At 49.9% G+C, this 13,600-nt stretch carries 9 protein-coding genes; 3 read left to right on the forward strand and 6 right to left on the reverse strand.

All coding sequences use genetic code 11. The features are described from left to right. Positions 1 to 10: 10 nt before the first annotated feature. The 3 genes from H4O27_RS12180 (at position 11) to rnhB (ending at position 10,006) form a co-directional block, all read left to right on the forward strand. Entirely contained in the window at positions 11 to 7,465 is a 7,455-nt protein-coding gene (locus H4O27_RS12180; RefSeq protein WP_193004281.1) for a YadA-like family protein, read from the forward strand. 378 nt (positions 7,466 to 7,843) lie between these two features. Beyond that, the gene (locus H4O27_RS12185; RefSeq protein WP_165009342.1) at positions 7,844 to 9,307 is read left to right on the forward strand and encodes an MFS transporter; all 1,464 of its coding nucleotides are present in this window, start codon (positions 7,844 to 7,846) and stop codon (positions 9,305 to 9,307) included. A gap of 108 nt (positions 9,308 to 9,415) precedes the next feature. Then, a complete protein-coding gene (gene rnhB / locus H4O27_RS12190; protein ID WP_165009340.1) occupies positions 9,416 to 10,006 on the forward strand; it encodes a ribonuclease HII in 591 nt (196 codons plus the stop codon). A 92-nt stretch (positions 10,007 to 10,098) separates the two neighbouring features. Here rnhB and H4O27_RS12195 read toward each other — a convergent pair whose 3' ends face one another. From H4O27_RS12195 to H4O27_RS13680, 6 genes are all read right to left on the reverse strand, one after another. After that, positions 10,099 to 10,869: a ParA family protein gene (locus H4O27_RS12195; protein ID WP_165009338.1), complete on the reverse strand. Its 771-nt coding sequence runs from the start codon at positions 10,867 to 10,869 to the stop codon at positions 10,099 to 10,101. Between the two features lie 113 nt (positions 10,870 to 10,982). Beyond that, positions 10,983 to 11,606: a 16S rRNA (guanine(527)-N(7))-methyltransferase RsmG gene (gene rsmG, locus H4O27_RS12200; protein ID WP_165009352.1), complete on the reverse strand. Its 624-nt coding sequence runs from the start codon at positions 11,604 to 11,606 to the stop codon at positions 10,983 to 10,985. 165 nt (positions 11,607 to 11,771) lie between these two features. Further along, the gene (locus tag H4O27_RS12205) at positions 11,772 to 12,434 is read right to left on the reverse strand and encodes a hypothetical protein (RefSeq protein ID WP_165009336.1); all 663 of its coding nucleotides are present in this window, start codon (positions 12,432 to 12,434) and stop codon (positions 11,772 to 11,774) included. A gap of 156 nt (positions 12,435 to 12,590) precedes the next feature. Continuing rightward, positions 12,591 to 12,722 (reverse strand): hypothetical protein, encoded by a 132-nt coding sequence (locus tag H4O27_RS13410; RefSeq protein WP_255464576.1) that lies wholly within the window; start codon positions 12,720 to 12,722, stop codon positions 12,591 to 12,593. Between the two features lie 91 nt (positions 12,723 to 12,813). Further along, the gene (locus H4O27_RS13675; protein WP_443093820.1) at positions 12,814 to 13,239 is read right to left on the reverse strand and encodes an STAS domain-containing protein; all 426 of its coding nucleotides are present in this window, start codon (positions 13,237 to 13,239) and stop codon (positions 12,814 to 12,816) included. Further along, positions 13,239 to 13,517 (reverse strand): SulP family inorganic anion transporter, encoded by a 279-nt coding sequence (locus H4O27_RS13680; RefSeq protein WP_443094007.1) that lies wholly within the window; start codon positions 13,515 to 13,517, stop codon positions 13,239 to 13,241. The genes H4O27_RS13675 and H4O27_RS13680 overlap by 1 nt, the downstream gene beginning before the upstream one ends. Positions 13,518 to 13,600 lie beyond the last annotated feature (83 nt).

Raw genomic sequence — 13,600 nt, forward strand, 5'->3', positions numbered from 1 at the left:
GGATTAAGCAATGAATAAAATATATAAAGTGGTTTTTAACCAAGTTACGCAAACATGGACTGCTGTTGCAGAAATTGCAAAAGGACGTGGCAAACAAGAATCAAGCGGCGTCGGTGCCCAAGGCATTGAGGCCGCTTCTAAATGGAATGCGGTATTGAAGCCGGTGGCTGCGTTTGTGGTATCGGCCTTTTTGCCGGTAACCGCGGCTCATGCTTATGTAGCTATCGGCGGTACCAATACTCTGTCGGCTACGGACCAAACCAACGAACCGGGTGTGGCAACGGCTAATGCTAGGTCTGGTGGCAATTTATTTAATTATTATAATCCGGAAAATCTCAGTTACGGTAATCCTAAAGATGTCGATCCTAGGATGGCGTGGAACCAGAAAAATGGTATTCAATTGCCGCAATCTAGCGGTATTGCTATCGGTAATAGAGCCAATACCGTATATTATGATAGGGTCAATATATCTTCCGGTATCGCGATTGGTGATTACGCAGCAACTTCAAATGGCTTGGCAGTTTCTGTAGGCCCATTCGCTCAAACAAAAGGTGTATCTTCGGTAGCGCTTGGTGCCGCTGCTTTAGCCGCAGGTAACAATTCATTAGCTATGATGCGCCAATCTGCCGCAACAAAAGATTTTGCAATGGCATTGGGCACAACTGCCATTGCCAGCGGCCAAGCCAGCTTGGCAGTGGGTCACTCTTCAACTGCTACCGGTGAGCAATCTATTGCCATCGGTAGTTCAACGGCAACTGCAGCCACTTTGATGGATGGCGACGTTCCTGTTTCAGGTTCTCAATACGATGGTGAAACCAACGTGCAAGCGAAGGGTACGCGTTCGATTGCGATTGGCCAAGCTGCGCAATCTAAAGAAGCAGCCGAAAACGGTATTGCATTCGGTACCCGTGCCTTGACTTCTAATGCAGATGCTATTGCGGTAGGTACTTTATCCAAATCAAGTGGTAAGCAAGCGATTGCAGTAGGCCGTATGAATGATGTAAGTGGTCAATCTGCGGGTGCTTTTGGTAGTGAGAATACAGTTGCCAATGCCAATACTTATGTTTTGGGTAACAGCGTGACTACTTCTCAAAACAACAGCGTAGTATTAGGTAATGCATCTGCCGACCGTGCTGCTACTTCAGAAACTCAGGCAACTGTAGGCAGCATTACTTACGGTGGTTTTGCCGGTGTTGGTTCTGCAGCAAAAGGTGTGGTATCTGTTGGTAAGAAAGATGCAGAGCGTCAAATCATTAATGTCGCAGCAGGTAATGTTTCTGCTACATCTACAGATGCAATCAATGGTAGCCAGCTATACGCTACCCAAGACGTCATCAACAATGTTGCCAGCTCAGTAGCTAAGGCATTGAATCCAAAGAATTCTAAGGTGGATGCAAAAGGTAATGTAACAGCTAACTTTACCGTTAATGGCAACACATATAACAATGTTCAAGAAGCATTGGAAAATGTTGATACCGTGACTGTTGTTCAGTCTGAAGACAAGTCTGTCACTGTTGCTAAGAAAGACAATGATGCAGACGGTAATACCGTTTACGATGTTGCGGTAGCAAAAGCGACACTGACGCCAAATGAAGATGGTACAGTAAAAAATACCAATCCGGGAGACAATGCGAATAGCTTTGTTACCGGTGATGATGTTGTCAATGCCATCAACAAATCAGGCTTTACTCTGACTACCAGCAAATCTGCCGGCGAGGCCGAAGGCACAACAAAAGAACTGGTGAATCCGGGCGAAACCGTAACCATCGATGCCGGTAAGAACATCAAGCTGACTCAAGCAGCCGGTAAAGTTACCGTTGCTACGACCGATGACGTTGTCTTTAATAAAGTTACCGCAGATACGGTTAATGTAGGTGGTAATACAGTAAATGGTGATGCCATCACTGTTGACGGCAAACCGGTAACCAATATCAATGAAGCCATCAACAAAACAGCTGAACAGGCATTTAAGCCATTAACCTTTGCCGGCGACACCGGTGCAAACTTTGACCGCAAACTGGGTACCCAGGTTAACGTTAAAGGCGGTGCAACTGGTGAGCTTTCAGACGGCAATATTGCTGTAGTATCTAACGGTTCTGACACCTTGACAGTTAAATTGGCTAAAGAACTGAAAGATATCAACAGCATTGCAGTTAATGAAGGCCCAACCATTAATGCCAATGGTATTAATATGAATGGTGATCAGATTACCAATCTGAAAAATAACCTGCCTGCCACTGACAATTCAACGCCTAGCCAGGCTAAGCCTGCTGATGTAACAGGTAATAATGCAGCAACAGTAAATGATGTGTTGAATGCCGGTTGGAACATCCAAGGTAATAGCAAACCAGTTGATTTCGTTAAACCTTACGACACCGTAAATTTTGCTGATGGTAAAGGTACGGCAGCAACAGTAACTTCAGATGGTACGACTTCAACCGTTAAATACGATGTAAAAGTTGATAACCAAACCATCAAAGTGGGCGATGATGGTAATTTGACTGTGATGACAGACAATTTGCCGAAAACTAAAGACACCGTGACTGTTGTTCAGTCTGAAGACAAGTCTGTCACTGTTGCTAAGAAAGACAATGATGCAGACGGCAATACCGTTTACGATGTTGCGGTAGCAAAAGCGACACTGACACCAAATGAAGATGGTACAGTAAACAATACCAATCCTGAAGGCAATGCGAATAGCTTTGTTACCGGTGATGATGTTGTCAATGCCATCAACAAGTCAGGCTTCAAGCTGACTACCAGCAAATCTGCCGGCGAGGCCGAAGGCACAACAGAAGAACTGGTGAATCCGGGCGAAACCGTAACCATCGATGCCGGTAAAAACATCAAAGTTACCCAAGCCGGTAACAAGATTACTGTAGCCACCACAGACCAAATGGTACTGGGCGAAAAAGGCACAGATGGCAAAAATGGTGTTGACGGCTCTATCGGTGTCAACGGTGCGGACGGTTCCGGTGTTGCCATCAACGGCAAAGACGGCTCTGTCGGTCTGAAAGGTACTGACGGTAAAGACGGACTGAATCTGACCCCCGAAGCAATCGTGTTCAACGGTGTTGACGGCAAAGACGGCAAAGACGGCCAAGTAAGCATGAAGTTTGAAAAAGTCGCCCCCGCATTGGACGGTAAAGACGGCCAAAACGGTGAAGGCAACCAAACCCGCATTGTTTACACTAAACCAAACGGAGCTAAGGAAGAAGTTGCGACTTTGAACGATGGTCTGAACTTTACCGGTAACAATGAAGATACCGTAAACAGCCATAAGCTGAATACTTTGGTTAAAGTACAGGGTGAAGGCGTTGACAAAGCGGCTTCGGAAAGCTTCAAGTCGGCAAAAGGCAACATCAATGTGAAAGCGGACGGCAGCAATAAGCTCGAAATCCAATTGAACAAAGATGTTAACTTAGGTAAAGATGGCTCTGTAACCACAGGAGACACCGCCATTAATGACAATGGTTTGACAATCACTGGCGGCCCATCAGTAACCAAAGACGGTATTGATGCCGGTAATAAGAAAATTACCAATGTCGCTGCCGGTGAAGGCGATACCGATGCTGTGAATGTTAAACAGTTGAAAGATTCACGTACTACCGTGAAATCCAGCGACAACAGTATCTCTGTTGATAAGACAGAAACGGCTGACGGCAACCTTGATTACGACATCAAAGTAAACAACCAAGCTGTTGTCGAGAATGCCCAATTGCCGGTGGTTTACACCAACAAAGAAGGCGACAAGGTTTACCTGGTTACCGACAAAGACGGCAACAAAACCTTCAATACCAAGCCTGACGGAAGCGGCGACACTGTTGACAATGGTGATGTCATCGCTTCGATGAACAACGCCGATGGCAGCACAACCGCACCGACCAACTTGGCGAATGTTAAAGGTAACTTGAAGCCGACTTACAACACAGGCGACATGACTGTTGGCGAAGATGGCAAACCGACTGCGGCTGCCGCCACTAAGCCGACTAAGTCACAAGAAGCACCGACACCTGAAGATGCTGCGAAGATGTACAACAATGCAGCAACTGTAGGCGACGTATTGAACGCCGGTTGGAACATCCAAGGTAACGGCGAAGCCAAAGATTTCGTGAAACCTTACGACACCGTAAACTTTGTTGATGGTCAAGGTACAACAGCAGTTGTTACGACTGACGAAAAAGGCGGGAAAACCGATGTGACCTTCAATGTGAATGTAGACGGTAAGACCACCGAGTACACGTACGTGACTAAGAATGGCGATACTGTTTACAAGCACACCGATGGCAACTATTACACCCGGCCAAATGGTGAAGGTGATAAAGTCGATACCGCCGGCAACCCTGTAACCACCCAGGTTTCAGCGAAAACCGGTGCAATTCAGTACAACGACGGCGATGTAAACAACACCGGTAACACGCCAACAGTTGGCAAAGGTAAGGTTGCGCCTAAAGCAGGTGACGAGGATAAAGTCACAACAGTACAAAACGTTGCTGATGCGATCAATGCTTCGGGCTTTACTCTGACTACCAGCAAATCTGCCGGCGAGGCCGAAGGCACAACAGAAGAACTGGTGAATCCGGGCGAAACCGTAACCATCGATGCCGGTAAAAACATCAAAGTTACCCAAGCCGGTAACAAGATTACTGTAGCCACCACAGACCAAATGGTACTGGGCGAAAAAGGCACAGATGGCAAAAATGGTGTTGACGGCTCTATCGGTGTCAACGGTGCGGACGGTTCCGGTGTTGCCATCAACGGCAAAGACGGCTCTGTCGGTCTGAAAGGTACTGACGGTAAAGACGGACTGAATCTGACCCCCGAAGCAATCGTGTTCAACGGTGTTGACGGCAAAGACGGCAAAGACGGCCAAGTAAGCATGAAGTTTGAAAAAGTCGCCCCCGCATTGGACGGTAAAGACGGCCAAAACGGTGAAGGCAACCAAACCCGCATTGTTTACACTAAACCAAACGGAGCTAAGGAAGAAGTTGCGACTTTGAACGATGGTCTGAACTTTACCGGTAACAATGAAGATACCGTAAACAGCCATAAGCTGAATACTTTGGTTAAAGTACAGGGTGAAGGCGTTGACAAAGCGGCTTCGGAAAGCTTCAAGTCGGCAAAAGGCAACATCAATGTGAAAGCGGACGGCAGCAATAAGCTCGAAATCCAATTGAACAAAGATGTTAACTTAGGTAAAGATGGCTCTGTAACCACAGGAGGCACCGCCATTAATGACAATGGTTTGACAATCACTGGCGGCCCATCAGTAACCAAAGACGGTATTGATGCCGGTAATAAGAAAATTACCAATGTCGCTGCCGGTGAAGGCGATACCGATGCTGTGAATGTTAAACAGTTGAAAGATTCACGTACTACCGTGAAATCCAGCGACAACAGTATCTCTGTTGATAAGACAGAAACGGCTGACGGCAACCTTGATTACGACATCAAAGTAAACAACCAAGCTGTTGTCGAGAATGCCCAATTGCCGGTGGTTTACACCAACAAAGAAGGCGACAAGGTTTACCTGGTTACCGACAAAGACGGCAACAAAACCTTCAATACCAAGCCTGACGGAAGCGGCGACACTGTTGACAATGGTGATGTCATCGCTTCGATGAACAACGCCGATGGCAGCACAACCGCACCGACCAACTTGGCGAATGTTAAAGGTAACTTGAAGCCGACTTACAACACAGGCGACATGACTGTTGGCGAAGATGGCAAACCGACTGCGGCTGCCGCCACTAAGCCGACTAAGTCACAAGAAGCACCGACACCTGAAGATGCTGCGAAGATGTACAACAATGCAGCAACTGTAGGCGACGTATTGAACGCCGGTTGGAACATCCAAGGTAACGGCGAAGCCAAAGATTTCGTGAAACCTTACGACACCGTAAACTTTGTTGATGGTCAAGGTACAACAGCAGTTGTTACGACTGACGAAAAAGGCGGGAAAACCGATGTGACCTTCAATGTGAATGTAGACGGTAAGACCACCGAGTACACGTACGTGACTAAGAATGGCGATACTGTTTACAAGCACACCGATGGCAACTATTACACCCGGCCAAATGGTGAAGGTGATAAAGTCGATACCGCCGGCAACCCTGTAACCACCCAGGTTTCAGCGAAAACCGGTGCAATTCAGTACAACGACGGCGATGTAAACAACACCGGTAACACGCCAACAGTTGGCAAAGGTAAGGTTGCGCCTAAAGCAGGTGACGAGGATAAAGTCACAACAGTACAAAACGTTGCTGATGCGATCAATGCTTCGGGCTTTACTCTGACTACCAGCAAATCTGCCGGCGAGGCCGAAGGCACAACAGAAGAACTGGTGAATCCGGGCGAAACCGTAACCATCGATGCCGGTAAAAACATCAAAGTTACCCAAGCCGGTAACAAGATTACTGTAGCCACCACAGACCAAATGGTACTGGGCGAAAAAGGCACAGATGGCAAAAATGGTGTTGACGGCTCTATCGGTGTCAACGGTGCGGACGGTTCCGGTGTTGCCATCAACGGCAAAGACGGCTCTGTCGGTCTGAAAGGTACTGACGGTAAAGACGGACTGAATCTGACCCCCGAAGCAATCGTGTTCAACGGTGTTGACGGCAAAGACGGCAAAGACGGCCAAGTAAGCATGAAGTTTGAAAAAGTCGCCCCCGCATTGGACGGTAAAGACGGCCAAAACGGTGAAGGCAACCAAACCCGCATTGTTTACACTAAACCAAACGGAGCTAAGGAAGAAGTTGCGACTTTGAACGATGGTCTGAACTTTACCGGTAACAATGAAGATACCGTAAACAGCCATAAGCTGAATACTTTGGTTAAAGTACAGGGTGAAGGCGTTGACAAAGCGGCTTCGGAAAGCTTCAAGTCGGCAAAAGGCAACATCAATGTGAAAGCGGACGGCAGCAATAAGCTCGAAATCCAATTGAACAAAGATGTTAAAGGCTTGAACAGCTTGCAGGCGACTGCCGTTAATGCGGGTACTGTGAATGCAGATACCGTAAAAGCAGGTGATACCACTGTGAATAACAAAGGTGTGACCATCAATAACGGTGCCGCAGGCAGCCCGGTGACTTTGACCAAAGACGGTCTGAACAACGGTGGTAACCGCATCACAAACGTTGCCCCGGGTGTAGGTGATACTGACGCAGTCAATGTCAGCCAGTTGAAAGCTTCGAACGCCAATGTTCACAACCGCATTGACGGCGTAGAAAACAACGCCAATGCAGGTGTGGCACAAGCCATGGCAACTGCCGGTCTGCCGCAAGCTTACTTGCCGGGTAAGAGCATGATGGCTATCGGTGGTGGTGTGTACCGTGGCGAAACCGGTTATGCAATCGGCTTCTCAAGCATTTCCGACGGCGGTAACTGGATCGTGAAAGGTACGGCTTCCGGAAACTCTCGCGGTAATTACGGTGCAACTGCTGCTGTAGGTTATCAGTGGTAATCCGATAATCAAACATTTCAGACGGCCTGAAGGCCGTCTGAAAACGGTTTGATGTAAAAAGACGGCTTTTATGCCGTCTTTTTTTGCGTGTAGAAGTTGGATTAACTTGCGTTAAAATGAACATCTTTGTGGGCTGTGCATATTTATATTTATAGTGAATCCACTTTAAAATAGTACGGCGTTGGTTCGCCTGGCCGTATTATCCTACTGTCTTCGGCTCACCGCCTTGTCCTATTTTAAAGTGAATCCACTATACCATGCCGTCTGAAAATTTTTCAGACGGCATTTTTGTATTTATCCGCATTTCTATGTTTAAATGCGCATATCATCTTATAAATTATTCCGCTCAATCTAAACCACACACCAAAGGAATTTTCTATGTCTGCCGTTTTGTCCAACCGCTTTTATTCGCTGTTTGCGTCGGTGTTTTTTCTTTTTGCCGGCTTTGGTTTGTTTTTGAACTCGGCGGGTGTGAAGCTGGCGGAAATGGGGGTCAATAATATCGTCATCGGTGCGTTGAATGCGGCATTTTTTGCAGGTGCATCGTTAAGTGCGGTGGCGGGGCATCGGATTGTGTCGGGGGTGGGGCATATCCGCAGCTTTAGTGTGTTTGGTGCGGTGTTTGCGATGGCATCGCTCACGCACTTGATGACGGAAAACCTGACTGCATGGGGTGTGTTGCGTGTGGTGTTGGGGTTTTGTTATTTCAGCATGCTGATGATTGCGGAAAGCTGGTTTGCCGAGCAGAGTGCGCAGGAAAAGCGGGCGCGGGTGTTGGCGGTTTATAATTTGGTGTATTACTTGGCGTTTACGCTGGGTATTTTGCTGTTGAGCTTTAATTTGTCGAGCGATAATGTGTTTGTGTTGGGCACGCTGTTGGTGATGACGGCGATGTTGCCGGTGTCGCTGACCAAGATGAAAGCGCCGCAGGTACCGCCACGCCAAAAGATTAATGTGCCGCGCGTGTTGGCGATTGCGCCGTTGGCTTTCGTCACTGCGTTTTGGGCGGGTGTGTTGGTGAACGGGCTGTTTACCATGGCTTCGGTGTTTTTGTTGCAGCAGGCGTTTAGTTTGCAACAGATTTCGGCGTTTTTAACATCGGCGATGGTTGGTGGTTTTATGGTGCAGTTACCGCTGGCGCGATTGTCGGATAAATTCGGACGCCGCAATGCGATTTTGGGTTGCTCGGTTTTGGCTTGCGTTGCGGCCTTGAGCGGCTTGGCGGCGATGGCGATGCATTTGGCAACGCCTATGCTGCATAATGCGGTAGCGTTTGTGTTCGGTTGCGGATTGTTTGGCTTGTATGCGTTGAGTATTGCGCGGGCGAACGACCAATTACCGAACAATATGAACACGGTGGAAGTGAGCCGCAGCTTGCTGTTTTGTTATGGTTTGGGTTCGCTGACCGCGCCGTTGCTGCTTGGCGTGGTAATGGATTATGCGCCGCATTTGGGCTTTTACGCGCTGTATGCCTTGGCAGCCGGCGGCTTGGCGGCATTTGCATGGAAGCAGAATGTAGTGCCGGAAGAAGAGCGCAGCGTGTTTGTGAATGTGTCGGGCAACACGGGCGCGATGGCGGCAGATTTGGATCCGCGCAACAATGAAGAAGATGATGATTTCGATGAAATGGTGGCGCAGGCGCATGTGGATAATTTGGACAATATCGATATGCCGTCTGAAAACGAGCCGGCCGATAACGCGGATATGATGGAAGCGGAAACAGCGAATCAGGTGCGGGCGGAAGAATCTACTGCCGAGCCGCCGATTGAGGCAGCCGATTCGGAAATATCTGAAACCGATAAACTTAACCAAGAAAAGCCTAATCAAGATAAACCGCTTTAACTCATAGGCCGTCTGAAAATATTTCAGACGGCCTATGCATTGGTTACAATAACGCTTTTAAGATTGCACAAGGTTTCGGCCGATTACGACCGAAACGGAAAGTATGCCATGACCTTATTATTATCAGCCGGTGTCGATGAAGCCGGACGCGGCCCGCTGGTCGGCAGCGTGTTTGCGGCGGCCGTGATTTTACCTGAGCATTATGATTTGCCCAAATTAACCGACTCGAAAAAACTCAGCGAAAAGCGGCGCGACGAGTTGGCGGCGATGATTAAAGCGCAGGCCGTGGCGTGGTATGTGGCCAGTGCCAATCCGCGCGAGATTCACGCTCTCAACATTCTGTACGCGACCATGTTGGCGATGAAACGGGCAGTGCAGGGCTTGGCCGTACTGCCGGAAAAAGTGTGGATAGACGGCAACCGCGTGCCCAAAGATTTGGGGATTGAAGCGGAAGCCGTGGTAAAAGGCGACAGCAAAATCATGGCCATTTCCGCCGCTTCGGTGTTGGCGAAAACCGCGCGCGATGCCGAAATGTATGCGCTGGCCGAACGCTATCCGCAGTATGGTTTCGACAAACACAAAGGCTACGGTACGGCGCAACATTTGGCCGCCTTGCAGCAATTCGGCGTGTTGCCGGAACACCGCGAAGACTTTGCGCCGGTCAGGGCATTGTTGGCGCAGGGAAGGTTGTTTGAATAAGGGATTTATAAACAAGGCCGTCTGAAAACAAAAGTTTCAGACGGCCTTGTTTATAATAAAATCTAAATATGTTCAATTTGCAGGCAAAACGCTTATGCCTTCACTCGCGCCAGCAGTTCGTCGGCCAGCGCCAAATAAGCTTGTGCGCCTTTGGCGGCGGCATCGTAAGCCAGCGCAGGCATACCGTGGCTCGGGGCTTCTGCCAAACGGATATTGCGCGGAATGGTGGTGTCGAACATCAAATCGCCGAAATGCTGCTGCAATTGTTCGCTCACTTCCACCACTAAGCGGCTGCGGCCATCGTACATGGTGCGCACGATGCCGGTCACGTTCAGATTAGGATTGATGGCTTGGCGGATTTTGCGCACAGTGGCAATCAAATCGGAAATGCCCTCCAGCGCGTAGTATTCGCACAACATCGGCACAATCACGCCGTTGGCCGCCACCAAGCCGTTGAGCGTGAGCAGGGTGAGCGACGGCGGGCAGTCAATCAGCACAAAATCATAGTCGTTTTCCACCACTTGCAAGGCGTTTTTCAGGCGCAGCTCGCGGGCGATTTCCTGTACCAATTCGATTTCGGCGCCGGCCAAGGCGCGGTTGGCCCCCAGCACATCATAGCCGCCGCTTTCGCTTTTCACTACCGCGGCCTGAATGCCGGCATCGCCTAACACCACTTGATACACGCCTTGTTCCAGGCTGGCTTTGTCAATGCCGCTCCCGGTGGTGGCGTTGCCTTGCGGGTCGAGATCGATCACCAGGACGCGTTGGCCGCGCTTGGCCAAGGAAGCGGCCAGATTGACGGTGGTGGTGGTTTTGCCGACGCCGCCTTTTTGATTGGCGATGGCGATGATTTTTGCGCTCATGTGCTTTGCCGATAGAAGAGTATGATGGCTGGAATTGTACCGTTATTTGCGTCAAATGGGTATAACAAGGGCTTCTGAAAATCATAGATTTTCAGAAGCCCTTTATGCAGCATTTATTTCTTGCGCATAATTACCATGTGCCGCTCGGCATTCAGTTGCGGCACATGCATTTCTTCCACTTTTTCCACGGTCACAAAATCCGGCAGGCGGTCGATTTCTTCTTGCGGGAACATGCCTTTCATGGCCGCCCAGTAGCCGCCGTCTTTCAGAAGCTGCGTTGTCCAGTTGACGAAATCGGCCAGTTCGGCAAAGGCGCGGCTGGTAATCACATCGGCCTGAAAATTTTGCACGGCTTCAACGCGGCCGCTGATGACGCGCACGTTGCTTAGGCCCAGTTCAATCACGGCTTGTTGCAGAAACGAGGTTTTTTTTGTGTTGGCATCGAGCAGGGTAATCTGCAAATCGGGGCGGCAAATGGCGGTCGGAATGCCGGGTTGGCCGCCGCCGGAGCCGACATCGAGCATGGTTTGTGCGCCTTCGATATAAGGCAGCAGGGTCAAGCTGTCGAGCAGGTGGTGGCTGATCATCAGCGATTCATCGCGCAGCGCGGTGAGGTTGTAGGTTTTGTTCCATTTTTTGAGCAGCCCGACGTATTCGATGAGCTTGTTTTGTTGGTCGTCAGTCAGGCCCAAGCCCATTTGGGCGAGACCGTTTTGCAGTTGCTGTGTGTGGTTCATGGCGGTTTCCGGGTTAATCATGGCGGGTCATCCGCCTAGACGATATGGTAACGGAAAATGAGGCCGTCTGAACATATTCGGCACAAAAAAACAGGCGGAAAGCAGGCGAGGATACATAATGGTATCGTCGCCTGCTTTCCGCCTGCGAGGAAATAAGCGGTTGAATTACGAGCCGTCTTGTTCCCATGGCGCGCGCAAGCTGTTGGAGTGCGGCGGGCGCACCGGCTGGCGGTTTTGCATGTTGGGTTGGCGATTGAGCAAACGTGATTCGTTGCTGCGGTAAATGCGCTGCTGCCGGATATTTTCGCGCACTTGATGGCTGCGGCGCTGTTGTTCCATGCGCTCACGCATCAAAATGCTGCGGTTGCGCGAATCTTCTACACGCTGCTGCATGTGGCGGTTTTGCTCGCGTTGGTAGTCGAGCTGGTTCTGCAATTGGCGGTTGTGTATGCGTTGCTGTTCCAGGCGGTTTTCCAGTATGCGGTTTTGCTCGCGCTGGCGGTAAATTCGGTCGGACAACACGCGGTTTTGCTGATGCATACGCGCTTCGGTCGGATAACGGCGGCGGTAGTCGCTCATGCTGTCGATGCGGCGAACGTGGGTATTGTAGGCCGGACGATACGAGCGCGGCATACGGTTGTAGCGGTTGTCGTAATAGTAGCCGTCGTCAAGGCTGTAATACAGTAAAGAAGCGACTGTGCCGACGGTGGCGGTGGTGGCAATGGCATTCACGGCGGGGTCGTCTGAAACCACGCAGCCGCTGAGGCCGGCGGCAGTGATGCCGATTACGCCCATGCCGACGAAGCGTTTGACAGTTTGCGTCATCATGTTGGGAGTCCTAAAGGTTAATCGGATGATGTCAGATTGTACTTTAAGCCCGCTGCTTGTTAGATTGAGCATGGGATATGCAAAACTTACGTTTTACTCGATTAAGGTATTCAAAGGCCGTCTGAAATGTTTCAGACGGCCTTTTATGTTTGCCGCTTAAATTTTACACGCGCCGCCGATACAGTTGTCGTCTTCGCTTTCCGCGTCCACGCCGCCTTCGACTGCTACGCCGTCGAAGCCGCCGAGTAAATCGTCTAAGTTGTCCAAGTCAAAATCTTGTTCGTTCATGGTTTGTCTCTTTATGGGTGTTAAAAATACAGTCAGTCATATTATTAGGCCGATGGGTGCGCTTATCAAGCGCTTCAGACGGCCTTTACACTTAACGGCCGATGATGCCGGCCGCTTGCGATTTGTTGTGTGTGCCGAAACGGTCAACCAGCGTGCGGCCGGCTTCGTTTAGGCCGGTTATTTCCACTTCCGTACCGGCTTTGCGGTAACGCAACACTACTTTATCCAAAGCAGACACGGCGTTTACGTCCCAAAGGTGGGCGTAGGTCAGGCCGATGGTGACGTTTTTCACATCGTTGCGGCCGAAATCGAAAGCGGCGTTGAAGTCATCGGACGAGGCGAAAAACACCTGTCCGACCACGTCATAACGCAAAATCCGGCCTTCGCCTGGTTTGTGCACGCTCATGTAGCGGCCGGTTTTATTGGCGAAAAACAACGCCGAGAGCAGCACGCCGGCGAGTAAGCCCAAAGCCAGATTGTGGCTGTATACCATAATGCCGACGGTGGCCAACATCATCACGTTGAAGCCGGCCGGCAATGATTTGAATCATGCCGGTGAGTAAGGTTGCGGCCAGCATATACTGCAAACCGTGTTCCTTCGCTAAACCGGCCAACACCAAGACCATCGTGCCGGTGGCAGCCGAAATCATCACCGGACGGCAGCCGGCAAAGCTGAACGGCCACCGCAATACAAAACGAAGCATACAGGCCGATTTGCGGATCGACACCGGCGATAATCGAAAAAGCAACGGCTTCGGGAATCAAAGTTATCGCCACCGCCAAGCCCGACAGCACATCGCCGCGGACGTTGCCGAACCATTATTGCTGCCAAGCGGGGAAAAGGGGCATGCATGTTTTCTGTTTTTCAATTTAAATCG

Origin of the sequence: Neisseria yangbaofengii (assembly GCF_014898075.1) — a bacterium.
Lineage (GTDB): Bacteria > Pseudomonadota > Gammaproteobacteria > Burkholderiales > Neisseriaceae > Neisseria > Neisseria yangbaofengii.

What these genes read in the sequence shown, in the direction of transcription:
- H4O27_RS12180 (WP_193004281.1), top strand. Translation starts at nt 11, where the DNA reads ATGAATAAAATATATAAAGTGGTTTTTAACCAAGTTACGCAAACATGG.
- H4O27_RS12185 (WP_165009342.1), top strand. Translation starts at nt 7,844, where the DNA reads ATGTCTGCCGTTTTGTCCAACCGCTTTTATTCGCTGTTTGCGTCGGTG.
- rnhB (WP_165009340.1), top strand. Translation starts at nt 9,416, where the DNA reads ATGACCTTATTATTATCAGCCGGTGTCGATGAAGCCGGACGCGGCCCG.
- H4O27_RS12195 (WP_165009338.1), bottom strand. Translation starts at nt 10,869, where the DNA reads ATGAGCGCAAAAATCATCGCCATCGCCAATCAAAAAGGCGGCGTCGGC.
- rsmG (WP_165009352.1), bottom strand. Translation starts at nt 11,606, where the DNA reads ATGAACCACACACAGCAACTGCAAAACGGTCTCGCCCAAATGGGCTTG.
- H4O27_RS12205 (WP_165009336.1), bottom strand. Translation starts at nt 12,434, where the DNA reads ATGATGACGCAAACTGTCAAACGCTTCGTCGGCATGGGCGTAATCGGC.
- H4O27_RS13410 (WP_255464576.1), bottom strand. Translation starts at nt 12,722, where the DNA reads ATGAACGAACAAGATTTTGACTTGGACAACTTAGACGATTTACTCGGC.
- H4O27_RS13675 (WP_443093820.1), bottom strand. Translation starts at nt 13,239, where the DNA reads ATGATGTTGGCCACCGTCGGCATTATGGTATACAGCCACAATCTGGCT.